Below are 26,605 nucleotides of genomic sequence, written 5' to 3'. Positions count from 1 at the left end.
TCGGTGGAATCCGACACTAAGAGGGAAGTACACGGTGCAATTCGACGATGTCGATCGCAAGCTGCTGCATGCTCTCGAGGTCGACGGCCGGGTGCCGTTCCGTCGGGTCGGTGAGGTGATCGGGGTGTCCGATCAGACCGTGGCGCGGCGGTATCGGCGGCTCTGTGAGCGGGCCGGGCTGCGGGTGGTGGGGGTGCGGGACGGGGTTCGGCTGGGGCAGGACCAGTGGATGCTGTCGTTGCGGTGTGCGCCTGATGGGGCTGATGCGATTGCCCGGGCGTTGGCGCGGCGGGGGGATACGGCCTGGATCGGTCTTGCGTCCGGGGGGACCGAGGTGATTGTGAGCACGCGGGTGCGGTCCCGGGGAGAGCACGAGGAGCTGCTGCTCAGCAAGCTGCCGCGGACGCCGTCGATCGTCGAGATTCATGCGCATCAGATCCTGCACCGCTTTTACGGGGGGCCGGAGGGATGGCTGCACAAGTCCGATGCGCTGGGGGCCGAGGAGGTCGACGCGCTCAGTCCCGTCCGTGGGACGAATGGAGCCGCGGCGATCGGGGCTGAGGACGAGGCGCTGGTCGTTGCCCTGGAGGGGGACGGGCGGGCGACCCTTCCCGAATTGCGGCGGGCCACCGGGCAGTCCGAGTCGGCGGTGCGGCGGCGGCTGGAGCGGCTGCTGGGGACCGGCGCCGTCTATATCGATGTCGAGTACGACACGGAGCCCGTGGGCTATCGCCACCGTGCCGTGCTGTGGATCACGGCCTCGCCCGCGCTGCTCGACCAGGTCGGCGCCACCATGGCGACGCATCCCGAGGTCGCCTTTGCCGCCGCGGTCGCCGGCCGGTGCAATCTTGTCGCGGTCGTTGTCGTACGGGACGTACCCGATCTGTACCGGTATCTCAGCGGGCCGCTCGGCCGGCTCGAAGGGGTCGAGCGGATCGATACGTCCTCCGTCCTCCGGCAGATCAAGCAGCTCAGGTACGAGGAGGGGCGGCGGTGAGGTGATCCGCGACACGCCCGGGGGCGCTTGTCGACCTACCAGGTTTAAAGGGGTGTGCGGCAGGAAGACCGGTAGTCGGGTTACCGTTCGAGTGACGCCCTGGGCTTTTGCCGCTTGACACGGGGGCGGGATGTACCGTCACACTCCGCAGCAATGCCGCACGGCAGAGCCACCGGCCCAGGACCGCAGCAAAGACGACCGGAGAAGAGAGCGAAGTTGTCCGCCACCAGCCAGACCCGCCGACTCGTCATCGTGGAGTCGCCCGCCAAGGCGAAGACGATCAAGGGCTACCTTGGCCCCGGCTACGAGGTCGAATCGAGCGTCGGGCACATTCGCGATCTTCCGAACGGTGCCGCCGAGGTTCCGGCCAAATACAAGGGAGAGCCGTGGGCGCGGCTGGGCGTGAATGTCGACGCCGACTTCCAGCCCTTGTATGTCGTAAACAGTGACAAAAAACAGCAGGTCAGCAAGCTGAAGCAGCTCCTGGCCGAGTCCGATGAACTCTTTCTCGCGACGGATGAGGACCGCGAGGGCGAGGCCATTGCCTGGCACCTTCTCGAGGTGCTGAAGCCCAAGGTCCCGGTCAAGCGGATGGTCTTCCACGAGATCACCAAGGACGCCATCCAGCAGGCCGTCAATAATCCGCGCGATCTGAATCAGAAGCTTGTCGACGCCCAGGAGACGCGACGGATCCTCGACCGGCTGTACGGGTATGAGGTCTCGCCCGTGCTCTGGAAGAAGGTCATGCCGCGGCTGTCGGCCGGGCGTGTGCAGTCGGTGGCCACCCGGCTGGTCGTGGAGCGGGAACGGGAGCGGATTGCCTTCCGGTCCGCGGAGTACTGGGACCTGACGGGCACCTTCGCGACGGGCCGGGCCGGAGACGCGTCCGACCCGTCGTCCTTCGGCGCCCGGCTGAGCGCGGTCGACGGGAAGCGGATCGCACAGGGCCGCGACTTCGGCCCCGACGGCCAGCTGAAGACCGACTCCGTCCTGCACCTCAACGAGGAGAACGCCCGGGCGCTCGCCGCCGCCCTGGAGAACACCCACTTCTCCGTCCGCAGCGTCGAGTCCAAGCCGTACCGGCGCTCGCCCTACGCCCCGTTCCGTACGACCACGCTGCAGCAGGAGGCCTCGCGAAAGCTGGGCTTCGGCGCGAAGTCGACCATGCAGGTCGCCCAGCGGCTGTACGAGAACGGCTTCATCACTTACATGCGTACGGACTCCACCACGCTCTCCGACACGGCCGTGGCGGCCGCGCGGGCGCAGGTGACGCAGCTGTACGGCAGCGACTACCTGCCGGACAAGCCGCGGATGTACGCCTCGAAGGTCAAGAACGCCCAGGAGGCGCACGAGGCCATCCGCCCGTCGGGTGATCGTTTCCGCACGCCGGCCGAGACCGGCCTGAGCGGCGATCAGTTCCGCCTCTACGAGCTGATCTGGAAGCGCACAGTCGCATCGCAGATGAAGGATGCGACCGGGCAGTCGGTGACCGTGAAGGTGGCGGGAACGTCAGCTGACGGCCGGGACGCCGAGTTCACGGCCTCCGGCAAGATCATCACGTTCCACGGCTTCATGAAGGCGTACGTCGAGGGCGCCGACGACCCCAACGCCGAGCTGGACTCCGCCGAGCGCCGGCTCCCGCAGGTAGCCGAGGGCGACGGCCTGACGGCGGAGGAACTGGCCGTCGACGGCCACGCGACGAAGCCGCCGGCCCGCTACACCGAGGCGACGCTGGTCAAGGAGCTGGAAGAGCGGGAGATCGGGCGCCCTTCGACGTACGCCTCGATCATCGGGACGATCCTGGACCGGGGATATGTCTTCAAGAAGGGGACGGCGCTCGTGCCGTCGTTCCTTTCCTTCGCCGTGACCCGGCTGCTGGAGCAGCACTTCGGGCGGCTCGTCGACTACGACTTCACCGCGAAGATGGAGGGCGATCTCGACGCGATCGCCCGCGGCGAGGCACAGGCGGTGCCGTGGCTGCGGCGCTTCTACTTCGGCAGCGATGGCGTCGAGACGCCGGTGGATTCCCGTAACGGCTCCGGCGAGGACCACCTCGCCGGGCTGAAGGAGCTGGTGACCGACCTGGGCGCGATCGACGCCCGCGAGGTGTCGTCCTTCCCGGTCGGGAACGGAATCGTGCTGCGGGTCGGGCGCTACGGCCCGTACGTCGAGAAGCCCTCGGAGGTCGAGGGCGAGACCGGCCAGCGCGCCGATGTGCCGGACGACATGGCGCCGGACGAGCTGACGGTCGAGTACGCGGAAGAACTGCTCGCCAAGCCGAGCGGCGACTTCGAGCTGGGCGCGGACCCGGAGACCGGGCGCCAGATCGTGGCGAAGGACGGCCGTTACGGCCCGTACGTCACGGAGGTCCTCCCGGAGGGCACACCCAAGACGGGCAAGAACGCGGTGAAGCCGCGGACGGCTTCGCTGCTCAAGTCGATGTCGCTGGACACGGTCACGCTGGCGGACGCGCTGAAGCTGCTGTCGCTGCCGCGGGTGGTGGGCGCGGACGCCGAGGGCGTCGAGATCACCGCGCAGAACGGGCGCTTCGGCCCGTACCTGAAGAAGGGGACGGACTCGCGCTCGCTGCAGACCGAGGACCAGATCTTCGACATCACGCTGGAAGAGGCGCTGGCGATCTACGCCCAGCCGAAGCAGCGGGGCCGGGCCGCGGCCAAGCCGCCGCTGAAGGAGCTGGGCACGGACCCGGTGTCGGAGAAGCCGGTGGTCGTGAAGGACGGGCGGTTTGGGCCGTACGTCACTGATGGCGAGACGAATGCCACGCTGCGGCGGGATGACGACGTCGAGACGATCACGCCGGAGCGCGGGTATGAGCTGCTGGCGGAGAAGCGGGCCAAGGGGCCGGCGAAGAAGAAGGCAGTGAAGAAGGCGCCGGCTAAGAAGGCACCGGCGAAGAAGGCTGCCGCCAAGAAGACCGCTGCGAAGAAGACCACGGCCAAGAAGACGACGGCCAAGAAGACGGCGGCGGCTAAGAAGTCGACGGCTAAGAAGACGGCGTCGGCTCGTACGGACGACTGACCGGCTTACTGGCCCACCCACCCGCCCGTTGCTCTCGCTCCGCGAGGGTGGCGGGCGGGTTTGGTGTTGGTGGTGGGTGAGTTGGTGTCGATGGTGGATGGGTGAGTTGGTGTCGGTGGTGGATGGGTGGGTGGGTGTCGGCGGTGGGTGGGTTGGTATGGGCGGTGGGTGGGCTGATGTCGTTGGCGGGTGGGTTGGTATCGGATGGTGACGGGCGCGCTGCCGGGGTGCTTTGGGGTTCGGTGCGAGTGGGGTGGCTGGCTGCGGGGGAGTGGGGGCGGGGGCTGGGTTGGGGTGGCCGGGTAGCGGTTGGGGGGGCGGACGAGGGGGGAGCTGGGGTGGCCCAGTTGGTTGGGCGTGCTGGCGCTGGGCCTTGGGCTGGTGGACGTGGTGGCAGGGGCGCTGTGCCGGCGGAGGGAGGAGCCGAGGGGTTGCCGGGGCGCTGCGCCGGCGGCGGGAGGAGTCGGCGGCGGGAGGAGCCGGGGGCGTCGAGTGCGCGGGAGGAGTCGGCGGCGGGAGGAGTCGGGGGGCGTCGAGTGCGCGGGGGGGGGCGAGTACGCCGGGGGGTGTCGAGTACGCGGGGACGGCTCGGGTGTTTGTTGGGCTTGGGGTGGATTCGGTGGGCCTGCTCCGGGGACTTCTTCAGCAGGCCGCAGGTATCGCGCGGTGGGGGGTTGCGGTGCGGGGTTGGCCACGAGTGAGGGGCGGTGCCTGGGTCGACCTAACCTTGTCCGGGAGGAGGGTCGAGTGGAGCGACGCTGCCGAAGAAAACCCCGGAATCTGCCCAGGCCGGCCACAGAGGTTTTCTTCGGTAGTGTCGCGGAACTCGGCCCGGCCCACCCACTATGAGCCTGTCCGGCGTTTGAGGACTCCGTGGCGGAGCCACAGGATGCCCGCGCCGCCAGGCGCGAAGAGAAGAACCGGGCAACCGTTCGGACACGGCCGTGAAGCGGAGCCCCGCGCCCCGCTAGTCTTGGCGGAATGGTGACCGCAGCCGACGACCACAACGCCCTAGCCGCCGACTCGCGCGAACGCGCACTGCGCGCGCTCCTGCGCTACCCCCCGCTGCGCCGCCTCTGGGGCGCCCAGCTGGTCGGCGGCATCGGCGACGCGCTGTCCGTCCTGGTGCTCGTCCTGCTCGGCCTCCAGGCCGCCGTATCAGCCGAGAGCTTCGGCGGCGGATACCGAGGCGCCGCCATCGCCATCGCCGTCGTCTTCGGCGTACGCATCCTCGCCACCCTCCTCTTCGGCGCCGTCCTCCTCGGCCCCGTATCCGCCCTCCTCGCCGGAGGCGACCGCGACCGCGGCAGCGGCACCCGAGCCCCCCTCGACCGCCGCTGGACCATGATCACCACCGACGCCCTCCGAGCAGCCGCGCTGCTCATCGCGCCGCTGTGGATCGACTGGACCCCGGACAAGGCCCTCGGCTGGATCCTGGTCACCGCCTTCGTCACCGGCGTCGCCGAGCGCCTGTGGACCGTGGCCAAGGACAGCGCCGCCCCCGCCCTGCTCCCCGCCCCGCCCGCCGAAGGCGCCGCGATAAGGCCACTGCCCGACAGCCTCGACGCACTGCGCCGCCTCTCCCTCCGCACCGCCTACCTGAGCCTGCCGATCGCCGCCGCCGGCCTCGTCGTCGTCACCCTGATCAGCAATCTCCTCGGCTCCGGCTTCGACTGGTTCACCACCCACCAGGCCGCCTTCGGCAGCTATCTCGCCGCCGGCCTCTTCGCCGCCTCCATCTCGGTCCTCTACTTCGTAGAGCTCCCCGACAGCAGCGGCACCCGCCCCCGCTCCCCCCTGGAAGGCCTGCGCCGCCCGAAGCGCAACGGCGCGCCCGACAAGGGCCGTACGAGCGCCATCCCGCTGCTCGTCCTCGCCGGCGCCGCGGTCGCCGCGGCCATCGCCGCGTCCGTCTCGCTCGCCGTGCTGCAGGCCTACGACCTCGGCGGCGGCCCCGTCGCGTACGGGCTCCTCGTCCTCGCCTTCACCGGCGGCCCGGTGATCGGCATCCGGTACGCGAGCCGCATCCTGCCCGCACTCTCCCGCCGCCGGCTGCTGGCGACCGCGACCGCCGTCACCGGCATCGCGCTGCTCGCCGTCGGCCTCGTCGGCGACGCGACCACCGGGCTGCTCCTCGCCCTCCTCGCGGGCATCGCGGCCGGCACCACCGCCGCCACCGCCCACGACCTGCTCGACCAGGAGACCGAGGACCCGCGCCGCCAGCGGCTCACCGACCACCTGCACGCGGCGGTACGTATCGCCATCGCGCTCGCCGCCATCGGCGCCCCGCTGCTCGCCGCCGTGATCGGGCAGCACCGGGTGGAGAGCGGCGACTTCGTCTTCGCGCACGGGGGCGCGGCCTTCGCGTTCATGCTGATCGGCGCGCTGCTGCTGCCGGTCGCCGCCTTCGCGCTCGTACGGACCGACGACCGGCAGGGCGTCTCGCTCCGCCGCGACCTGCGCGACGCGCTCTTCCGCGGCGCGGAGCCGGCGCAGGCGCCGTCGGCGAAGGGCTTCTTCATCGCCCTGGAGGGCGGCGACGGCGCGGGCAAGTCCACGCAGGTGGAGGCGCTTGCGCAGTGGATCCGCGACAAGGGCCACGACGTCGTCGTGACCCGCGAGCCGGGCGCCACCTCGATCGGGCAGCGGCTGCGGTCAATCCTGCTCGACGTAAGCAGCGAAGGCATCTCCCACCGCGCCGAAGCACTGCTCTACGCCGCCGACCGCGCGGAGCACGTGGACAGCGTCGTACGGCCCGCACTCGAGCGCGGCGCCGTCGTCATCTCCGACCGCTACATCGACTCCTCCGTCGCCTACCAGGGCGCCGGCCGCGACCTGTCCCCCACCGAGGTCGCGCGGATCTCGCGGTGGGCGACGGACGGTCTCGTACCGCACCTCACCGTCCTCCTCGACATCGCGCCCGAGGCGGCGCGGGAGCGGTTCACCGAGGCGCCGGACCGGCTGGAGTCGGAGCCGGCGGAGTTCCATGAGCGGGTGCGGTCCGGGTTCCTGGCGCTGGCTGCCGCCGATCCGGCGCGCTATCTGGTGGTGGAGGCCGCGCAGGAGGCCGAGGCGATCACCACGGTCGTACGGCACCGGCTCGACCAGATGCTGCCGCTGTCCGACGCCGAGGTGCAGGCGCAGGAGGAGGCCCGTAAGCGCGCCGAGGAGGAGCGCAAGCGGCGGGAGGCCGAGGAGGCCGCCCGTAAGGCCGAGGAAGAGCGCCTCGAACAGGAGCGGCAGGCCACCCTCGCCCGGCTGCGCGCCGAGGAAGAGGAGCGCAAGCGCCGCGAGATCGAGGAGGCCAAGCAGCGCGAGGCCGAGCGCGAGGCGGAGATCGCCCGGCAGCGGGCGGAGGAAGCCCGGCTGATGGCCGAGGAGGAGCGCAAGCGGCGCGAGGCCGAGGAGGCTGCGCGCCGGCAGGAGGAGGAGCGGAAGCGCCGGCAGGCCGAGGAGGAGGCGCGGCTGCGCGCCGAGGCCGAGGAGCGGCGGCGCGAGAAGCAGCGGCGGGCGGAAGAGGCGCTGCTGCGGGCCGAGGAGGCGCGGCGGGCGGCGGAGGGAGCGGCGACAGCGGCCGGCGCTGCCGACGCCGCTGATTCCACCGGCGCGGAGAGCCCGGCCGAGGTGACGCAGGAGCTGCCGCAGGCAGCGCCCGCGGATGCCGCTCCGGAGGACGCGCCCTCGCAGGCCACCACGCAGCAGCTCCCGCAGCCCGGCGCCCCCGCCGACTCCGAGTCCGCGACCACGCAGAAGCTGCCGCAGTCGACCCCGGAACCGGACGCGGAGGAGACGCGGGTCATCCCGCAGGTCCCCGATCCGGACGCTGCGGAGACCCGGGTGATTCCGCAGGTCGAGGAGCCCGGGGCAGGCGAGCGCGCGCAGCGCGAGCGCCCCGACTGGGCGGTGGAAACGCCGCTCGACGACCTCCCCACGCTCGCGGACGAACTCCTCGGCCCGCACGATGAGGAAGAGGAGCAGCGGCGCCGCCGCTGACGCAGGACCTTGGGCCTGGCCCGGGCGAGGCGTTCACGGCATACGATCAGACGATGGCTGACATGACCGACACCTCGCCCGGCTGGCTTGCTCCCGAATCGCTGGAGCAGGCGCGTGCCCAGATGCCGATCCTCTACGTCGATGCCGTACCGGTCCGCGTGGACGACCGCGGCGAGGTCATCGCGGTCGGCCTGCTGCTGCGCATCGGCCCCGACGGGACCGTGAGCCGCGCCGTGGTCTCCGGGCGGGTGCTGCACCACGAGCGGGTGCGGGACGCGCTGCTGCGGCATCTGGAGAAGGATCTCGGGCCGATGGCGTTCCCGAAGATCCCGGCGTCGCCGCAGCCGTTCACCATCGCGGAGTACTTCCCGACGCAGGGCATCACGCCGTACCACGACCCGCGCCAGCACGCCGTCTCCCTCGCCTACGTCGTCCCCGTGACGGGCGAGGCGGCGCCGCGGCAGGATGCGCTGGACTTCGTCTGGTTCACGCCGCAGGAGGCCGCGTCGGACGCGGTGCAGCGGGAGACGACCGGTGGGCACGGGCTGCTGATCAAGCAGGCGCTGGCGCATCTGGGCTGCTCGTTCTGAGGCGTCGCGCTCGTCCTGAGGTGTAGTCCGCTCCACCTCGGCTTGCCTGCCTGCACCATCGCCCGGCGGGCGGGGGATTTCTAGCGTTGACGTCATGTTCAGACGGCAGCGCGGCGGTACGGCCGTACGCACTCAGGATCATCCCCTCGCCCTCAGCTTCGAGGGCGTCTCGCGTACGTACGGCGGCGACCGCCGCGCCCTGGACGACGTCACCCTGGCCGTCCGGCCGGGCCGCTTCGTGGCGGTGCTGGGGCGGTCCGGGTCCGGCAAGTCCACGCTGCTGCAGTGTGCTGCCGGTCTCGACCGGCCGACGTCCGGGGTGGTCCGCGTCGGCGGTACGGAGCTGGCGGCGCTGAACGAGTCCGCGCTGACCCGGCTCCGCCGGGAGCGGCTCGGCTTCGTCTTCCAGTCGCTGAATCTCGTCGAGTCGCTGACCGTCGCGGAGAACGTGGCCCTTCCGCTGATCCTGGGCGGCGTCGTCACGGACGCCGCTCGCGCGCTGCCCGCACTGGAGGCCGTGGGCCTCGCCGACCGGGCGGGTGACATGCCGGCCGACCTCTCGGGCGGCCAGCGGCAGCGGGTCGCGATCGCGCGGGCGCTGCTCACCGAGCCGGAACTCGTCTTCGCCGATGAGCCGACGGGGGCGCTCGATCCGGTGTCCGCGGGGGTGGTGCTGGGGCTGCTGCGCAAGGCCGTCGATGCCGACGGGCGGACGGTGGTGATGGTCACGCATGATCCGGTGGCGGCGGAGTGGGCGGATGAGGCGGTGTTCCTGGAGGACGGGAGGGTCGTCGGGCGGCTGGATGAGCCGGATGCGGCGGCCGTACGGGGCGCCTTCGGCGCGATTGCCGGGGGTGGGTGGTGAGGCGCGCGTGGGGGCGGCAATCGCCTGCGGCGAACGCGCCAACGGGCTCGGCGCAGGCGTCGCGTCCCGGGGACGGCGGGGCGCCGGCCCCGTCCCGTACGGGCACAACTGCTGCCCGGCTGCTCGCCGCTCGGTCGCTGCGGGTTCATCGGCGGGCCTGGGCCGCTGTCTTCGCCGCCCTCGTCCTTACCTCCTTCGTCCTCGGGGGCTTCGCCCTCGCCATCGGGTCCGCCGCGCTCGGGCATGCGCGGGTGGAGCGTTACGCGGCCGCGCCGCTCGTGGTCGCGGGCGACCAGAGCACGCGCTTTACGGCCAAGCCCTGGGGGAGCGAGCCGAATACGGAGGAGGTCGCGCTGACTGAGCGGGTTCGGCTGCCGCGGGCTGCGGTGGGTGTGGTCGCGGGGGTGGAGGGCGTACGGAAGGCGGTGCCCGACGACTCGGTCCCGGTCGGGGTCGCGGTCGCGGGCGGCGCGACCCGGGACGGCGGGGGCAGGGAGACTGTCGCCGCCACCGGGCGCCCCTGGCCTGCCGCTGCCCTCGCTCCGTACGAGCTACGCGAGGGGCGCGCGCCGCGGGCGGCGGGTGAGGTGGTTGTGGGCGGTGGGCTCGCGCGTGCGGCGGGAGAGTTGGCATCGGATGGTGACGGCAGCGTCGCCGTCCCGCGTTCGGGCTCGGTGCGGGAAACGGAAGGCTGGCTGCGGAAGGGGGGCGGGGCCCCCGCGCGTGCGAGCGGTACGGGCAGTCTGAGCCTCGCTGGTGAGGCATCCTCCGCTCGACGACCGGGCGCAAAGGTCACCGTGAGCGTCGACGGGCAGCGGCGGACCTACGACGTCGTCGGCATTGCGAGCGGGCCCGAGGCGGTCTACTTCACCGCCGCCCATGCCCGTACGCTCACCGGCCGCCCCGGCTCCGTAGCCACCATTGGTGTCCTGCCCGAGCCGGGTGTCGGCAGCGCTGTCCTCCACGACCGCATCCGCCGTGCCCTCGATGCCGCGGATGTACGGGACTCCGCCGCCTCCCATCGTGCCAAGGACGACCGCACCGCCCCGCGCATCCTCACCGGCGATGGCCGTGGTGCGGCTGAGCATCTCGATGCCGCACCCGCGCGCAGCGGGCTGCTCGAGCTGCTCGGGGCCGTGGCGGCCACGCTCGTCATGGTGAGCCTGCTTGTCGTCGGTTCGCTGATCGCACAGGCGCTGCACCAGCGCCGCCCTGAGCTCGCTCTCCTACGTGCCGTCGGCGCCACCCCGCGGCAGCTCCGCGCTGCCGTTGGCCGGGAGGTCGGGTACGTGGCCGCCCGCGCGGCTCTGCTCGGCAGCGTCGCCTCCGTGCCTGCCTTCCTGGCGGCCTGGCAGCCGCTCCCCACTCCCGAAGGGCTTCAACTCCCCACCCCACCCTGGCTCTTCGTCGCCCCCCTCCTCACCGCCGCCCTCACCCTCGGGCTCGCCCGCCTCGTCGCGCTCCTCGCCACCCCGCGCTCCGACCGCCACGACCGGCGGCCGTCCCGGGCCCGGCAGCGCGCCGGGGTCGGGCTGTTGCTCATCGGCACCGCCTCCGCGGGCACCGCGGCCGCGCAAAGCGGTGAGACGGCGGCGGCTGCCGCCGGGGCCGCCGCCGTGACGATGACCGCCGCCTGCGCGCTGCTCGGGCCTTGGATTGCGGCCGCCGCCATGCGGCTGCTCGACAAGCCGCTGCGGCGGCGCGGGCCAGGTGGCTTTCTCGCCGCCGCCGAGTGTGCCGCCAACTCCCGCCGCCTCGGCGCCGCGATCACCCCGATCGTGCTGGTCACCGCCTTCGCCACCGTCCAGCTCGGCGCCGACGCGACGCAGCGCCACGCGGGCGCCGAGCAGGCCGCCGCCGCTCTCCGCGCCGATACGGAGGTGGCCGCCCCCGGCGGCGTCGACCTCGACCGGCTCCGGGCCCGTACGGGCGTCAAAGCCGCGACCGAAGTGCTGCCCACCACCGTCGTCCTCGCCCGCCGCGAGGCCGGGGAGCCGCGCCTCGACCGGCTGCCCGCGCTGGGCGTCACCCCGTCGGCGCTGCCTGACACCCTCGACCCGAAGGTCAGCTCCGGCCACCTTGCCGGGCTGGACAAGCCCGGCACCGTGGCGGTCGGCCGCGACCGCGCGCGCTCGATGGGCCTCGACCCCGGCGATACGTTCACGCTCCGCCTCGGCGACGGCCAGGAGCGCAAGCTGCGGGTCGCCGCCGTCTACGAACGATCCCTCGCCCTCGGCGACTTCCTCTTCGCGGCCGATCAGCTGCGGCCGTACGTATCGGAGCCGCCGACCCGTGCGCTGCTGGCGACCGATACGCGACCGGCGAAGGCTCCCGCCCCCGTCCACCTCCGCCCACCCGACGCGTCCCTCACCACCGCCGTGGCTGGCACCGCCGTCGCCGCAATCGCCGCCCTCACCCTCATCTCCGTCCTCAGCACCCTCGCCCTCATCACCACCGGCCGCCGCCCCCAACTCGCCCTCCTCCACCGCGCCGGCGCCTCCCGCCACCACCTCCGCGCCCTCCTCCGCACCGAGGCGGCCCTCATCGCCGCCACCGGACTCGCCCTCGGCGCCGCCGTCGCCCTGCTCCCCCTGGCGGCGTTCAGCTTCGCCACCGCCCGCGCGCTGCCGTACGTATCGCCGGCACAGGCCGCGCTGACCGTGGCGGTCGTGGGGCTGGTCACGTACGCCGGGATCATGCCGCGGGCCCGCACCCATGGCTTGGGTGCGGGCCCGTAGGAGCGGTGGATCGGTCGAGCTCAGTCCTCGATCGTCCGCCGGCGGCGCATCCACCACGTCAGCCCGCCGCCGACGGCGGCAAGCGCGGCCGCGATGCCGGCGATCAGGCCGATCGGGGTGTTGGAGCCGGTGTCGCCGAGTTCGCCGTCAGCATCGCCGTCGCCGGGCTTGCCGGGCGGCTGGTGCGTGGCCGGGGGCGAGCTGTTCCCCCCGCCCGGCTGCGACGGGGAAGGCGTCGGGTCGCCCGGCGTGGGGTCGCCGGGGCCCGGGTCGTCGGCGCCGTCTCCCGGAGCGGCGCGGCCGGAGCCGCCGCCGCCCAGGTAGGCGGTGTCCGTGTTGCGGTAGGCCGTCTCCGACTTCACCGACGTCTTGGTGGTCTCGTCCAGGCGCGGCTTTTCCAGGTTGAACTGGACGCGGCTGACGTTCCTCCTCGGAGACTTGGAGAAGTCCACGCCGCCCACCGTGTAGGTGTAGATCTGGCCGCCGTTCTCCCACTCGTAGGTGTACTCGCCCTCGAGGAACGACTTCCGCGCCTGCTCCCACACCGTGCGCTTGTCCCAGTTCTGGTGCGGGGCGCGCAGCGGCCAGCGCTTCAGGTTGTTGCTGTTGATGATCTTCCGGAAGTCGGTGGCCTGCTGGGCGTCCTGGCGGCGTACGAACTCCGCCGCCACGCGCGACCGGTAGACCGTCCGCAGGTCCTTGTACTTCGGGTCGTTGTTGACCTTCTTCTTCACCTCGGGGGTGATCAGCCGCCGCATCAGGTCGACGGTGTACTGCTTCTGCTGCTCCGTCAGCTTCTTGCTGCAGTGGTCGGCGGGGACGGCGTCGAAGTCCATCTTCGCCGTGTTGACCTTCAGCGGGGCGTCCAGGATGTAGATCCCACCGTCCTGCTGGCGTACCTTCGCGCGCTCCGGGACGATCCAGTTGCGGATCGGGGAGAAACACGGCACGCCGTCGACCTTCGGCACGGCGTTCATGTACTCGCGGCCCGGGGACTGCTTCGGGTTCAGGGTGCGCGCCCAGTCCCGCTTCATCTCCATGTCCGCTTCCAGCAGGACGCGGCCGGCGTCGGTCTTGGCGAACTTCGCGTCCATGATCTTGTCCGGCTGGTCCGGGTTGAGGTTCACCCACATCCGGTCCGGGGTGAGCGCCAGCCAGGTGAAGAAGGCGTCCGAGGAGAGGCTGAGGGCCTTTTCGCCGCCGTAGCCGGGCGCGGTGTCCTCATTCGGTACGTAATCGGCCTTGAAGGAGTAGTCGATTCCCTTGCCCTTGACCGCATTTCCGACGTAATTCAGCTCCAGGGTGGAGAAGTCGACGCCGCCGGGGCGGCCGAAGCCGCCGCGGGTGTTCGCGCCCTGGTACATCTTCTGCAGTTCCTTGGCCATGGCCCGGTCCTGGCCCTGGCGGTACGCGGCCTCGGACAGCGGGCCGCCGGTGCCGACCCGGTTCACGGACGGATTGAAGTTCGGGTCGTACTTGGTGTACTGGTTCGGCTTCCACCGGGGGATCGCGTTCGAGCGCTGCTCGCGGATCGTCACTCCGTTGGAGCGGCCGGTCTCCCGCTGGATCTGCGCGTTGAGTTTCTTGTACGCCTCGCGGGTGTTCTGGGTGACCCGCTCGCCCATCACCATCCGCAGGCTGTGGTCACGGAAGCCGGGCGAACGCAGCACATGCCGGTCCCACTTCAGCTGCTTGGGAATGTGCTTGCCGTTGGACTTGAACTCGCCGAGCTCCTTCGTCTTCTTGTTGTAGAAGTCGTAGATGCGCACGGCCTGCTTCTTGGTCTTCGGGTCGATGACCGGCTTGCCGTTCTTGTCGGTCACCTTGACCCGGACCTCGCACAGCCAGTCGGGGCCGACCAGCTTGAACTTCTGCACCATGTGGCGGCCGAAGCCGTGGCCCTTGGTCCGGTTGAGCTCGTTGCCGGAGATCCGCACGTCCACGTAGCGGGTGAAGTCGCGGATCGTGTACCGGTTGTTCTTGCGGATGTTGTTCCCGTACCGGGCGTAGATCTCCAGCACCCGGTACTTGGTGTTCCCGGTCTGCTCGTACTTCTTCTTCCACTTCTGGATGGCCGCGTCGGTCCGCCCGGCCAGCTTCTGCTGGGCCGCGTTCGGGGCCTTGAGACCGTCGAAGGCGTGGGACGGATTGTCGGCGAAGTACGCGGTCCGGTCGCCCTCCGGGTTCGTACTGAACTGCTGGTTCTTCCCCTGGACCCCGGAACCGGCCACCGGTGCGCCGTAATTCCGGTTCAGGTACATCTGGTCGCATCGTTTGCCGGTCAGACCCGGCGCCGCGGCGGCGCTCCCGACAAGAGCCGGCAAGCCGGAGAAAAGCACGCCGATCAAGGTGAACAACGCCACCGCTGTACCCCTGCGGCGGCGAGCGCGCGCAGGTATGAGTTTCCTCACAGAAGGCATCCCTGGTCATGGGGGCGCGTGGAAACAGAGCACGGCGGCGCGCGCCCCCGTCTCGTGCGCCGCCCGGCCGACACACAATAGATCGGCTCAACGGGCGGGCCGGAATGCTTTATTGCGTAATCTTCACAGCAACAGCGCTTTCTTCACACGGAGTTGCCGGATGGCCCGATTCCCCGGTGCGCGGCTGCTCTAAGGTGAGGCGCTATGCACGAGTTTCCGCAGCCCACGCTCGCCCCCGATCTGCCCGCCTGGCTGGCGGAGCGCTCCCGGCAGTTCGACGGTTGGTGCCGGGCCACCGGGGCCCCCGAGGGCACCTGGGACTTCTCCCCCGCCTCGCTCGACGCTCTGGAGGAGCTCGTGCGCGCCCGCTATGGCAGCGAGGAGCAGATCGACGACGATCGCATGGGTCTCTTTCTGCAGGGTGCTTGCTGGTACGTGGGTGAGGTGGCCGTGCGGCAGCGGGGATATCGGTGGCACTTCTGGCCGTTCGCGGTCGCGGGGGCTGCGCTGCCCACCCCCTTCAGCTCCGGGGAGCCCGGCGTGATCGACTCGCCCAGCGTGGGCGCGGCCAGCGCGCGGGAGGGGCAGGGGACCGATCCGATGGGGCTGATCCTGACCCTGTTCTGGACGGTTGACGACGTCGATGAGCCGGTCGAGGCGCATCTGACCGACATCCTTGAGGGCTAGGGGCGTTACGCCGCCTCCAGATACGCCAGCACCGCCCGTACCCGCCGATGGCCCGCATCGCTCGCCGGCAGGTCCAGCTTCGCGAAGACGTTGCCGATGTGCTTGTGGACGGCGCGCTCCGTCACCACCAGGCGGGTCGCGATCGTCGTGTTGTCCAGGCCTTCGGCCATGAGCGCCAGCACCTCGCGCTCGCGCGGCGTCAGCGCGGATAGGGGGTCGTCCTTGCGGCGGGCCATCAGCTCCGTGACGACCTCGGGGTCGAGGGCCGTGCCGCCGCCCGCGACCCGCTCCAGCGCGTCCAGGAACTCGTCCACCCGGCCGACCCGGTCCTTCAGCAGATAGCCGACGCCGCGGGCCCCGGCGCCGAGCAGCTCCGTCGCGTACGTCTCCTCCACGTACTGCGACAGCACCAGCACCGGCAGCTCGGGCAGCTCCTTGCGCGCGGCCAGGGCGGCTCGCAGGCCCTCGTCGCGGAAGTCCGGCGGCAGCCGCACGTCGAGCACCGCCACATCCGGCCGCTCACCCAGCAGCAGCGGCAGCACCTCGGGGCCTGCGGCGGCCACGCCCGCGACCTCGTGTCCCGCGGAGGTGAGGAGGAGGACGAGGCCCTCGCGCAGCAGGGCGTTGTCCTCGGCGATCACCACGCGCACGGCAGCTCCACTTCGATCACGGTGGGCCCGCCCGCAGGGCTGTCGACCGCCACCCGCCCGTCCAGTGCGGCCACCCTACGGCGGATGCCGACCAGGCCGCTGCCGCCCGACTCGTCCACGCCGCCGCGCCCTTCGTCCCGTACGACGACGCGCAGCACTCCAGGCCCCCGGGCCAGCCGGACGTCCGCAGCGTCCGCGCCGCTGTGTTTGGCGGCGTTCGTCAGCGCCTCCGCGACGGCGAAGTACGCGGCCGCCTCCACGGCGGCGGGCGGCCTGGTGGCGTCCTCGACGCCGTCGTCCGCCACCGTCACGTCGAGTCCGCTGCCCGCCGCCAGGGCCCGTACGGCACCGGTGAGGCCGCGGTCGGTCAGCACCGGCGGGTGGATGCCGCGGACCACCTGGCGCAGCTCCGCGAGGGCCTCCTCGGCCTGGTCCTGCGCCTGGTCGAGGAGGTCGCGGCCGCGCTGGGGGTCGTTGGCGTACGCCCGCCGCGCCAGCCCGATCCGCATCGACAGCGACACCAGGTGCGCCTGGGTGCCGTCGTGCAAGTCGCGTTCGATGCGGCGCAGTTCGGCGCCGTGGGCGGCGACCGCGTCTGCGCGGGTCGTGGTCAGCCGCTCGATCCGGTCGGCCAGCTCCGCCGTCGCCGGGGACGGCAGCAGCAGGGCGCGGGCGATGGCCGCCTCGGTGTCGGCGAGGCGGGTGACCAGCGGGAGCAGCACGGGGCGGCGGCGCAGCAGGCCGTGCCAGAAGCCGTCGACCAGCAGCGCCAGGACGAAGACCAGCAGTGCGGCGTACATCAGCACCAGGCCGTAGATCAGATGCGCCACGTACCAGCGCAGATCGCGGTACGTGCCGGGGTCGGTGACGGCGATCTGCACGCGCTGCCGGAGCGGGCCGGTGAGCGGCAGATACGCCTCCGGGACCGGCTCCCCCGACCACGCGGCGGTGCGGCGGCGCTCGAAGCCGGTGAGGCGGCGCATCAGCACGACCGTCTCGGGGAGGACGCCGGCGCCGACGACGATCACGGTCATGACGGCGGTGAAGAGCAGCAGGCCGAACATCACGTAGCAGAGGAGGCTGAGAGCGGCGCCGACCAGCAGGTGGACCATGGCCTGGCCTGCCCGGCGGATGTCATCGCTCATGCAGGTCAGGCTATGTGAGGGGGTGGGGCGGCGGCGGTGTAGCGTGCTACACCATCGATCCGGCAGCGGGCTCCATGGGCGCGGGCGGCGTTCTCCGGGAGTGTGAACACGTACCCAGCAAGGGCCCGTCAGGGCCTCTCCGGAAAGGCTCCGCCATGAAGTCCCTCCTCTGGTTCGCCCTCTTCGCGTCCCTCGTCGTCAATGTCTTCGTCAGCCTCGCGATGCCGGACAGCGCGCTGCGGCTGCTGTGCAACATCGTCAGCGGTGTCGTGGTCATCGGCTCCGGCGTCGGGCTGTGGATGCTGCGCGGGTCGCGTACGGGACGGACCGCGTAATCGATGTCAGTGCCGTACCCCACAATGGGGGCATGACGGTGTGGGACGACCTCGTGGGGCAGGAGCGGGTCAGCGAGCAGCTGATCGCGGCCGCGCGCGACGGGGATGCGCAGGTCACCTCGGGCGAGGCTCCGGCCGGGTCCCGGATGACCCATGCCTGGCTGTTCACCGGGCCGCCCGGCTCCGGGCGCTCCACGGCCGCGCGCGCCTTCGCGGCCGCGCTGCAGTGCGTCAGCCCCGACCGGGCGCTGGAGTCCGGCGTCCCCGGCTGCGGGTTCTGCGACGGCTGCCACACCACGATGGTGGGCACCCATGCCGACATCACGATCCTCACCACCGAGCTGCTCTCCATCGGCGTCAAGGAGACCCGCGAGCTGGTCCGCAGCGCGGGCCTGGCGCCCGCGGTCGGCCGCTGGCAGGTGATCGTCGTCGAGGACGCCGACCGGCTGACCGAGGGCGCGGCGAATGTGCTGCTCAAGGCGATCGAGGAGCCCGCGCCCCGGACCGTATGGCTGCTGTGCGCGCCCTCGCTGGAGGATGTGCTGCCGACGATCCGCTCCCGCTGCCGGCACCTCACGTTGCGTACGCCCCCGATCGACGCCGTCGCCGACATCCTCGTCCGCCGCGATGGCATCGAGCCCGCGGCCGCCGCGGCCGCGGCGCGCGCCGCGCAGGGGCACATCGGCCGGGCGCGGCGCCTTGCCACGGACGAGCGGGCGCGTACGCGCAGGGCCACCGTCCTGAAGCTGCCGCTCGCCGTCGATGACATCGGCGGCTGTCTGCGCGGCGCGCAGGAGCTGGTCGACGCGGCCGCGGAGGCGGCGAAGGAGCAGGCCGAGGAGGTGGACGCGCAGGAGACCGAGGACCTGCGCACCGCGCTCGGCGCGGCTCCCGGCGGGGCCGGCCGGATGCCGCGGGGCACCGCGGGCGCGATGAAGGAGCTGCAGGACAAGCAGAAGCGCCGCTCGACCCGGACCCAGCGGGACAGCCTTGACCTGGCGCTGATCGACCTGGCGGGCTTCTATCGCGATGTGCTGGCGCTGCAGCTGGGCTCGGGGGGCGCGCTGTCCAATGACGACATGCGCGACGCCCTCGACCGCCTCGCGAGCTCCTCGCCCCCCGAGGCCACGCTCCGCCGCATCGAGGCGGTGCTCGCCTGCCGCGAGGCCCTGGACCGGAACGTGGCACCGCTGCTGGCGGTGGAGTCGATGACGATGGCGCTGCGGGCGGGGTGACGGCGGCGGGGTGACGGCCGCCCGCGCGTTGCCGTACACCTGACGCCCCCTCACTCATACGGGCCGCCCCCGCGGGGCACGCGAAGCGCCGACCGTGCCCACGCGGTTACTCTCGGTGCATGCACCCAAGCCGCCTCATCGGCACCGCCGCGGCCGTCCTCGCGTCCGCGCTGCTCGCCTCGGCCTGCTCGTCCGGCTCCGACACGCCCGCCGGGGCCGACCCCGGCTCCCGCCCCGACGCCGGGCATGTGAGCAAGACCCTGGCGGCGCTGCCCGCCGCCGTCCCGGCGGACCTGAAGCCGTACTACGACCAGAAGCTGCGCTGGAGCGCCTGCGAGACCGCCCCCGGCTTCGAGTGCTCGACGCTGCGCGTACCGCTGGACTATGCGAAGCCTGGCGAGGGCGACGACGTCAAGCTCTCCGTCGCCCGCCAGAAGGCCTCCGGGCCGGCGGACCGGCGCATCGGCTCGCTCCAGTTCAACCCGGGCGGCCCGGGCGCCTCCGCCGTCGACTTCCTCACCGACTACGTCGGCGCCGCCTACCCGGAGCGCATCCGGGCCCGCTACGACCTCGTCGCCGCCGACCCGCGCGGCGTCGGCCACAGCGAGCCGGTGCGCTGCCTGAGCGACAAGCAGATGGACCGGCACACGCAGACGGACGCGACGCCCGACGACGCGGCCGAGGTCAAGGAGCTGACCGCGGCCTTCGACATCTTCGCGCAGGGCTGCAAGAAGCGCGCCGGCGAGCTCCTCGGCCATGTCTCGACCACCGAGGCGGCCCGCGACATGGACGTGCTGCGGGCGGCGCTCGGCGACAAGAAGCTGCACTACGTGGGGGCGTCGTACGGCACCATGCTCGGCGCCACATACGCGGGCCTCTACCCCTCCCGTGCAGGCCGTCTGGTCCTGGACGGCGCCATGGACCCGTCCCTGACCTCGCTCCAGCTCAACCGCGAGCAGAACTCCGGCTTCACCATCGCCTTCGACGCCTTCGCGAAGGACTGCGTCGAGCGCAAGGACTGCCCGCTGGGCACGAAGAGCCCGGAGGAAGCGACCAAGCGCCTGAACACTTTCCTCGCGGGCCTCGACAAGAAGCCGCTGCCCACGGGCGAGCCGCGCAAGCTGAATGAGTCGCTGGCCACCATGGGCGTGCTGCAGTCGATGTACATGAAGGAGTCCTGGCCGCCGCTGCGGGACGCGCTCGCGGACGCCATGGGCAAGAAGAAGGACGGCAGCGCGCTGCTGGGCATGGCCGACACGTATTACGAGCGGGAGCCGGACGGCTCGTACGGCGACATGATGTACGCCTTCACGGCGGTCAGCTGCCTGGACCAGCCGGCGGCCTTCGACGACCCGGACGAGGTGGAGAAGAAGGAGAAGGCCTTCGAAAAGGACTCCCCGGTCTTCGGCCGCGACTTCGCCTGGGCGGCCCTGAACTGCGGCGACTGGCCGGTGAAGGCCACGGGCGAGGCCAACCGCATCGAGGCCAAGGGCGCCGGCCCGATCCTGGTCGTCGGCACGACGCGGGACCCGGCGACCCCGTACATCTGGGCAAAGTCCCTGGCGTCCCAGCTCTCCAGCGGCGTCCTGCTCACGTACGACGCGGACGGCCACACGGCGTACGGCCGCGGCAGCCGCTGCATCGACAGCGCGGTGGACCGCTACCTGCTGACGGGGAAGGCGCCGGAGGACGGGACGAGCTGCGACTGACCTGCCACTGACCTGCGGCTGACCTGCTGCGCAGCCCTCGTAACCACCCCGTTCTGAGCACCCTGCGAAACTGTGTAGACTTGTCGCCGTTGCGCCTGCCACGCTGGCAGCGCAGCATGCCGCCTTAGCTCAGTCGGCCAGAGCGATTCACTCGTAATGAATAGGTCAAGGGTTCGATTCCCTTAGGCGGCTCAACAGAAACCCCAGGTCAGGCACTCCCTGACCTGGGGTTTTGTCGTGGTGTCTGCCCTCTGTCAGCGGCTCAGTTGTGCTCCTCGTCGATGGTGTCGGCGGTGCCGTTGTCGAGCTTGACGATGACCCGTACGCCGCCCTTCTTGGCCGCGGCTTCGAGCTCACCTTCGGTGCAGCGCTTGTTGGGCTCGTCCCCGGCCTCGCCGCCGCAGATCCAGCCGTTGCCGTTGATGGTGGTGGCGGTGGCGCTGAAGAACGAGATCTCCTTGCCGTCGCTGCCCTTGAGCGTGTACTTGCCCGGGGCCAGGTAGCCGAGCTCGCCGGAGCGGGTGCCGGTCGGCTTGCCGGTGCCCGGGTTGTCGCCGCCGCCGCTGCTGGAGTGGTCCTCGACGATGCTGACCGCTATGCCATTCTTGATCTTGACGGTGGCGGAGACACCCTTCTTGGAGGCGGCCTCCAGCTGCGTCTCGGTGCACTTGGTCGCGGCCTGGCCCTCGGCGTCACCGCAGATCTCGCCGGCGCCCTGGATGTCGGTGTCGGCCGAGGTGAAGAACGCCTGCTCAACGCCCTTCATGTCGGAGACGGTGTACTTGCCGGGCGCCAGGTAGGAGACGTTGCCGAACCAGGTCCCCGACACGCCCTTGCCGCCCGACTTGCCCCCGCCCGAGCCACCCGAACCGCTGCCCGTCTTCGCCCCGGCACCGTCGGCGCCGCCCGAACCCCCGCCATCACCCTTGCCCTTCGCGTCAGAGCCCGAGTCCGAGGCCGACGACTCGGCGCCGCTCGCCTTGCCGCCGTCGTCCGAGTCCCCCTGACAGGACGTGAGCAGCGCGGTCGTGGCCATCAGAGCGGCGGCGGTGAGGACGGCCTTGCGGCGGTGGTTGCGGAGCATCATGTGGTTCCCCCCATAGCTGTACGGATGTGTCGGCCCGGCCGATCGGCCGGCAGCGCAGTGCGCTTGGTCGATCTTGAGCCTGCACGATCCGGAGCACTCAGGGGAAGATCAGTTACGAGGTGATGACGTACTCGGCGTGCCCCCGAGACGCACGGGCACCCACTCGGGCACGCCCCGCCGCAACGGGCACACTTCCCACCCGATCCCCGCCACTTCGGGCACGGCGTGCCCTGCCCGTACGCTTCAGACGCGTTGGATCACGTACATCCATGCCTGCCGGAGCGGGAAAATTTCGCCATGACGATTCGGGTGCTGGTCGCCGATGACCAGGAGATGGTGCGGCGAGGGCTGCGCCGGGTGCTGGAGAGCCAGGACGACTTCGAGGTCGTCGGGGAGGCGGCCGACGGGGTGGCGGCGGTGGCGCTGGCGCGGGAGCTGCGGCCGGATGTCGCGCTTGTCGACATCCGGATGCCGGGGCTTGACGGGCTTGAAGTCACGCGGCGGCTGGCGGGGGGTCCGGAAGGGGTGCGGGTCGTGGTCGTGACGACCTTTGACCTGGATGAGTATGTGTATCCGGCGCTGCGGCACGGGGCGTCGGGATTTCTGCTGAAGCGGTCGGGGCCTGCGCTGCTGGTCGAGGCGGTGCGGGCGGCGGTGGCGGGGGATCAGCTGGTGAGTCCGTCGATTACGGTGCGGCTGCTGAAGGAGGTCGGGGGCGGGCGGAGCCGGCCGGCGGTGGCGGCGCCTGCGGAGCCGTTGACCGAGCGGGAGCGGGAGATCGCCGGGCAGGTGGCGCTGGGGAAGACCAATGCGGATATCGGGCGGGAGCTGTTCATTTCGCCGGGGACGGTGAAGACCCATGTGGCCGCTATTCAGCGGAAGCTGGGGGCGCGTAATCGGGTGGGGGTGGCGGTCTACGCGTGGGACGCGGGGCTCGCGGCCGACGTCGATGACCGGGCCGGAGGCGCGAGGTGAGCTCGGGGACGGGCGGAGGGACCCCGGCCGAGGGATCGCGCGAGGTCGTCCCGCCCGGGGCCTCCCCGGGGGCGGTTCCGGCGGGCGTGGTCGCCCTGCCCGAGGTCTCCCCGGGGCCCTCGGGTGCGGCTGACGTCGCCGCACCCGAGGCCCGCCGCCTGGCCGTCGCCGCGGCGGTCGCCGCGCTGCTCCTGCTGCCTGCCGTCCTCGGCACCCCCGCCGCCCTCATCGTCGCCGTCCCGGCCGCCCTGGCCGCCTTCGTCCTGTGCCTGCGCCGCCCCTGGCGTACGACCCTCGGCATCCCCGCCGCACCGCTGACCGCTGCCTGCGCGGCCACCCTCGCCGCCGACTTCGCCTTCCGCGGGCCTCAGGGCTATGCCCTGCTCTGGGCGATGGCGGAGTACCCGCTGCTGCTGCTCCTGCTGCGGCGCACAGCCCGCCGGGCCCCCGAGCGCGTGGTGCTCGCGCTGGCCCCGCTGCTCGCCCTCGCCGCGGCGCTGCTGCCGCTGCGCTTCCTCTTCTCCGAGCCGGCAGCCAGCGGCCCGGCGGTCGCGTTCGCCTGCGTGGTGGCGGTCTTCCCGGCCGGGGCGGCCGCGGCGGTGGGGGTGTATTTCCGTACGGTCGAGAGCCGGGGCGCCCGCGCGCTCACCGTGGCGCTCGACCGGCAGCGGCTGCACGTGGCCGCCGACCTGCACGACTTCGTCGCGCACGAGCTGACCGGCATCGTGGTCGAGGCGCAGTCCGCGCAGTGGACGGGCGACCTCGGCGCCGAGGAGACGAAGGAGCTGCTGGCGCGGGTGGAGGCCGCCGGGGTGCGCGCCTTGGAGTCCATGGACCGTACGGTGCAGTCGCTGCGCGCCGACGCGCCGCCCACGCAGGCGTACGGGCTGGCGGACCTGCCCCGGCTCGTCGAGCAGTACGCGGCGCCAGGACCAGACGCGCGCGTCGAGCTGCGGCCGGCGCCGGGACTGGAAGGCACCCTGCCGCGCCTGACCGACGACGCCGCCTACCGGGTCGTGGTGGAGGCGCTGACGAACATCCGCCGGCACGCGACCGGCGTGACCCGGGTGACCGTCGATGTCGTACGGGCCGTGGGCCCCGGCGGCGCCCCGGCGATCGAGGTCACCGTCGCCAACGACGGCGCCCCCACGACCGCCCCTCGCCCCGGCGGCGGGACCGGCCTCCCGGGGCTGGGCCTGCGCGTACAGGCCCTCGGCGGCGAGCTGAGCTGGGGTCCGTACGGGAACGGCTGGCGCGTGCGGGCGCTGCTGCCCGCCTGACGACGTAACGCAGGATCTCTGCCGAACGGCAGATGTGCGCGCCCCGGCCCTGCCGGACCCTCGAGGGAGCCGATCACCGAACCCTCCAGGAGGACCGCGTGCGCTCCCTCGCCCTGGCCGCCGCGCTGCTCGCCGTCGGAGCGCTGAGCGCCTGCTCCGTCGACGCGAAGAACGCCGCGCCGCAGCACAAGACCTTCCCCTTGCCCGGCGAAGCCCTCGACGTGCAGGCGCACGGGACGCCCACCGACCTCGTCGCCGCCGACCGTAAAGACATCAAGGTCACCCGCTGGTTCGACGCCAAGGCGGGCAGCAAGAAGGAGCTGCGGTGGCGGCTCGACGGGCGCACCCTCGACCTGGAGGCGGGCTGCACCGGGCTCGCCCTGTGCGACGCGCGCTTCCGCGTCGAGGTGCCCCGCGAGCTGGCCGTGCTCCGCGACGGCCGCCGCACCGAGCTGCGCGGGGAGCGCTGATGCTGGAGCTCATCGACATCGCCAAGACCTACCGCGGCGGCAAGCGCGCCGTCGACGGCATCACCCTCCGCCTGGAGCCCGGCATGCTGGGCCTGCTCGGCCCCAACGGCGCCGGCAAGTCCTCGCTGATGCGCATCGCCGCCACGATCACCCGCCCCACCGCAGGGCAGGTCAGGTGGCACGGCACCGACGCCGTCGCCCGCCCGAATCCGCTGCGTACGCAACTCGGCTACCTCCCGCAGGACTTCGGCGTCTACCCGAACCTCTCCGCCCCCGAGTTCCTCCGCTACCTCGCCGCCGCCAAAGGCCTCTCCGCCCGCACCGCCCGCGCCCGCACCGAAGAACTGCTGCATCTGGTCAACCTGGCCGAGGCCGGGAGGCGCCCGCTCAAGGCCTACTCCGGCGGCATGCTCCGCCGCGTCGGCATCGCCCAGGCGCTGCTCGCCGACCCCGCGGTGCTCATCGTCGACGAACCCACCGCCGGGCTCGACCCGGAGGAACGGGTCCGCTTCCGCAACCTCCTCAGCGACCTCGCCGCCGACAAGATCGTGCTGCTGTCCACGCACATCGTCTCCGACGTGGAGTCCGTCGCCCGCGACATCGCGGTGGTCGCGGGCGGACGGCTGCTGTTCCGCGGCACGCCGGAGGAGCTGCTGCGGCGGACCGACGGCCAGGTGTGGGAGTTGGTCGTACGGCAGGAGGAGCTGGCGGCCGTACGGGCGCAGCATGCGGTGAGCCGGATGGTGCGCACCCCCGAGGACGTACGGGTCCGGCTGCTGTCCGTCGAGCCGCCCGCCCCGCACGCGCTGGCCGCCGAACCCGACCTGGAGGACGCCTACTTGGCGACCGTCGGCGCCACGGCCCGGCAGGCTGCCGCATGATGCCCGCGACCGCCGCCCGCCCGATGCCCGCGGCCGCACCTCGGCCGGGGCCCGCGGCCGCGCTGCGCCCGGTCCTCGGCGTCGCCCTGGCGGACGTCCGCGACCGCATCCGCCGCCCCGCCTACGCCGCCATCCTGCTCGCCGCGATCGCCCTCGGCTGGCTGGCCGTGCCGGCCGCCGGCGCCCATTGGGTGATCCTGCAGATCGGCGACCACCGCGGCACGTACAACAGCGCCTACGTCGGCCTGGCCACCGCGCTCGCGGGCGCGCTGTGGCTGGCGCTCGGCGGCTTCTACGTCGTCCGCGGGGTGGCGGCCAGGGACGAGGCGAGCGGGGTGGGGCGGCTGCTGGCGGCGACGCCGCTGCGTACCACCGCCTACTTCGCGGGGAAGTTCCTCAGCAACGTCCTGGTGCTGGCCTCGATGCTCGTGGCGCTGGCGGTGACCGCACTGGTGATGCAGCTGGTGCGCGGCGAGGACCGGGCGGTCGACCCGGTCGCGCTGCTGCTGCCCTTCGCGGTCGTCGCGCTGCCGCTGATGGTGGTGACCGCGGCTGCGGCCCTGCTGACCGATGCGGTGCCGGGGCTGCGGGGCGGGCTCGGGAATGTGGTGTGGTTCTTCGTGTGGCTGGCGCTCGCGATGGGCGGGCAGGGGGCGGGGGCGCCGCTGGGCGGCATCGGGGTCTACGACGCGGTGCGGTCCATGGACGAACAGCTGCGGGAGCAGGCGCCGGAGGCGCGCGGGGAGTTCAGCCTCGGGTTTACGTACACCGAGCATCCGCTGCACACCTTCACGTGGAGCGGATTCACGCCGGACGGCGGGTACGTGCTCAGCCGGGTCGCGGTCGTGCTGCTGGCGGTGGTGGTGGCGCTGCTGCCCGCGCTGTGGTTCGCGCGCTTCGACCCGGCGCGGGTCCGCGCCGCCAAGGCGGTCCCGGTGCCTGTGAAGCCCGTCGCCGCGGTGTGGACGGCTGCACGCCCCGGCCCTCTCACCCCGGCCAGGGGCGGCGGCTGGCCTTTCTTCCGCCTGTACGCAGCCGAGTTGCGCATCCTGCTGCAGGGCACCCGCTGGTGGTGGTGGGCCACCGTGGCGCTGCTCACCCTCACCGCTTTCGCGGCGACCGGCCAAGGCGCCACCCGCATCATCCTGCCCGCCCTGTGGATCTGGCCCGTACTCCTCTGGTCCCGCCTGGGCACCCAGGCGGCCGAGCAGCGCGTCGACACCCTCATCGGCGCCATCCCGCGCCCGGCCCGGCGGCTGGTGGCGGAGTGGGCCGCGGGTACGACGCTCACCGTTCTCACGGGGCTTGGCCCGGCGGCGGTGCTCGTACGGGATGGCGACCCGGGTGGCCTGGTCGCGTGGCTGGCCGCCGCGCTCATCATCCCCACCCTGGCGTTGGCCCTCGGCGCCGTCAGCCGCACCCACCGCCTCTTCCAGGCCGTCTACCTGCCCCTTTGGTACGCGGCGGCCAATGGCATGCCGCTCGTCAGCGCACCCTTCCTCGGCTGAC

Annotated in this window: 19 protein-coding genes and 1 tRNA gene; 16 read left to right on the top strand and 4 right to left on the bottom strand. The window is 72.2% G+C overall.

All coding sequences use genetic code 11. The features are described 5' to 3' along the window. The first annotated feature begins 34 nt into the window (after nt 1–34). From ACNNMR_RS21210 to ACNNMR_RS21185, 6 genes are all read left to right on the top strand, one after another. Nucleotides 35–997 carry an Lrp/AsnC family transcriptional regulator gene (locus ACNNMR_RS21210; protein WP_419996233.1) on the top strand — a complete coding sequence of 321 codons (963 nt, stop codon included), beginning with the start codon at nt 35–37 and terminating at the stop codon, nt 995–997. Nucleotides 998–1,213: 216 nt separating this feature from the next. Further along, complete coding sequence (topA, locus tag ACNNMR_RS21205; protein ID WP_419996232.1) at nt 1,214–4,036, top strand: type I DNA topoisomerase; 2,823 nt, start codon at nt 1,214–1,216, stop codon at nt 4,034–4,036. Nucleotides 4,037–5,017: 981 nt separating this feature from the next. Continuing rightward, complete coding sequence (gene tmk, locus ACNNMR_RS21200) at nt 5,018–8,029, top strand: dTMP kinase (RefSeq protein ID WP_419996231.1); 3,012 nt, start codon at nt 5,018–5,020, stop codon at nt 8,027–8,029. Between the two features lie 62 nt (nt 8,030–8,091). Continuing rightward, nucleotides 8,092–8,619 (top strand): NUDIX hydrolase family protein, encoded by a 528-nt coding sequence (locus ACNNMR_RS21195; protein WP_420000428.1) that lies wholly within the window; start codon nt 8,092–8,094, stop codon nt 8,617–8,619. Between the two features lie 94 nt (nt 8,620–8,713). Next, a complete protein-coding gene (locus ACNNMR_RS21190; protein WP_419996230.1) occupies nt 8,714–9,484 on the top strand; it encodes an ABC transporter ATP-binding protein in 771 nt (256 codons plus the stop codon). Then, complete coding sequence (locus ACNNMR_RS21185) at nt 9,481–12,222, top strand: FtsX-like permease family protein (protein WP_419996229.1); 2,742 nt, start codon at nt 9,481–9,483, stop codon at nt 12,220–12,222. The genes ACNNMR_RS21190 and ACNNMR_RS21185 overlap by 4 nt, the downstream gene beginning before the upstream one ends. 20 nt (nt 12,223–12,242) lie before the next feature. Here ACNNMR_RS21185 and ACNNMR_RS21180 read toward each other — a convergent pair whose 3' ends face one another. Then, nucleotides 12,243–14,483, bottom strand: coding sequence for a hypothetical protein (locus tag ACNNMR_RS21180; RefSeq protein ID WP_419996228.1), 2,241 nt, complete (start codon nt 14,481–14,483; stop codon nt 12,243–12,245). A 363-nt stretch (nt 14,484–14,846) separates the two neighbouring features. On the opposite strand from ACNNMR_RS21180, the gene ACNNMR_RS21175 reads away from it, so the two are divergent. Next, a complete protein-coding gene (locus ACNNMR_RS21175; RefSeq protein ID WP_419996227.1) occupies nt 14,847–15,329 on the top strand; it encodes a hypothetical protein in 483 nt (160 codons plus the stop codon). A gap of 5 nt (nt 15,330–15,334) precedes the next feature. Here the strand turns inward: ACNNMR_RS21175 and ACNNMR_RS21170 are convergent, their stop codons facing one another. After that, a complete protein-coding gene (locus ACNNMR_RS21170; RefSeq protein WP_419996226.1) occupies nt 15,335–15,979 on the bottom strand; it encodes a LuxR C-terminal-related transcriptional regulator in 645 nt (214 codons plus the stop codon). Continuing rightward, nucleotides 15,967–17,124, bottom strand: coding sequence for a sensor histidine kinase (locus tag ACNNMR_RS21165; protein ID WP_419996225.1), 1,158 nt, complete (start codon nt 17,122–17,124; stop codon nt 15,967–15,969). Before ACNNMR_RS21165 ends, ACNNMR_RS21170 begins: the two co-directional genes overlap by 13 nt. Before the next feature lie 155 nt (nt 17,125–17,279). Between ACNNMR_RS21165 and ACNNMR_RS21160 the strand changes: the two genes are divergently transcribed. The 4 genes from ACNNMR_RS21160 to ACNNMR_RS21145 all read left to right on the top strand — a co-directional run bounded on the left by ACNNMR_RS21160 (nt 17,280) and on the right by ACNNMR_RS21145 (nt 20,595). Then, on the top strand, nt 17,280–17,459 hold the full coding sequence (locus ACNNMR_RS21160; protein ID WP_419996224.1) for a hypothetical protein: 180 nt from the start codon (nt 17,280–17,282) through the stop codon (nt 17,457–17,459). Between the two features lie 32 nt (nt 17,460–17,491). Continuing rightward, nucleotides 17,492–18,694: a DNA polymerase III subunit delta' gene (locus tag ACNNMR_RS21155; RefSeq protein ID WP_419996223.1), complete on the top strand. Its 1,203-nt coding sequence runs from the start codon at nt 17,492–17,494 to the stop codon at nt 18,692–18,694. 119 nt (nt 18,695–18,813) lie between these two features. Continuing rightward, complete coding sequence (locus tag ACNNMR_RS21150; protein WP_419996222.1) at nt 18,814–20,403, top strand: alpha/beta hydrolase; 1,590 nt, start codon at nt 18,814–18,816, stop codon at nt 20,401–20,403. Nucleotides 20,404–20,521: 118 nt separating this feature from the next. Then, nucleotides 20,522–20,595 (top strand) — tRNA-Thr (locus ACNNMR_RS21145). A 70-nt stretch (nt 20,596–20,665) separates the two neighbouring features. Here the strand turns inward: ACNNMR_RS21145 and ACNNMR_RS21140 are convergent. Further along, nucleotides 20,666–21,490: a hypothetical protein gene (locus ACNNMR_RS21140; protein ID WP_419996221.1), complete on the bottom strand. Its 825-nt coding sequence runs from the start codon at nt 21,488–21,490 to the stop codon at nt 20,666–20,668. A gap of 297 nt (nt 21,491–21,787) precedes the next feature. Between ACNNMR_RS21140 and ACNNMR_RS21135 the strand changes: the two genes are divergently transcribed. The 5 genes from ACNNMR_RS21135 (at nt 21,788) to ACNNMR_RS21115 (ending at nt 26,604) form a co-directional block, all read left to right on the top strand. Beyond that, nucleotides 21,788–22,465 (top strand): response regulator, encoded by a 678-nt coding sequence (locus ACNNMR_RS21135; protein ID WP_419996220.1) that lies wholly within the window; start codon nt 21,788–21,790, stop codon nt 22,463–22,465. Beyond that, nucleotides 22,462–23,745, top strand: a complete 1,284-nt coding sequence (locus tag ACNNMR_RS21130) for a sensor histidine kinase (RefSeq protein WP_419996219.1) — start codon at nt 22,462–22,464, stop codon at nt 23,743–23,745. Before ACNNMR_RS21135 ends, ACNNMR_RS21130 begins: the two co-directional genes overlap by 4 nt. 98 nt (nt 23,746–23,843) lie before the next feature. Further along, nucleotides 23,844–24,215: a hypothetical protein gene (locus ACNNMR_RS21125; protein WP_419996218.1), complete on the top strand. Its 372-nt coding sequence runs from the start codon at nt 23,844–23,846 to the stop codon at nt 24,213–24,215. Continuing rightward, nucleotides 24,215–25,096 carry an ABC transporter ATP-binding protein gene (locus ACNNMR_RS21120; protein ID WP_419996217.1) on the top strand — a complete coding sequence of 294 codons (882 nt, stop codon included), beginning with the start codon at nt 24,215–24,217 and terminating at the stop codon, nt 25,094–25,096. Before ACNNMR_RS21125 ends, ACNNMR_RS21120 begins: the two co-directional genes overlap by 1 nt. Continuing rightward, nucleotides 25,093–26,604, top strand: a complete 1,512-nt coding sequence (locus ACNNMR_RS21115; protein WP_419996216.1) for a hypothetical protein — start codon at nt 25,093–25,095, stop codon at nt 26,602–26,604. Before ACNNMR_RS21120 ends, ACNNMR_RS21115 begins: the two co-directional genes overlap by 4 nt. Nucleotide 26,605: the final 1 nt, after the last annotated feature.

Origin of the sequence: Streptomyces boninensis (assembly GCF_048572725.1) — a bacterium.
Taxonomy (GTDB): domain Bacteria; phylum Actinomycetota; class Actinomycetes; order Streptomycetales; family Streptomycetaceae; genus Streptomyces; species Streptomyces boninensis.
This window is presented reverse-complemented; position numbering and strand designations above follow the sequence as displayed.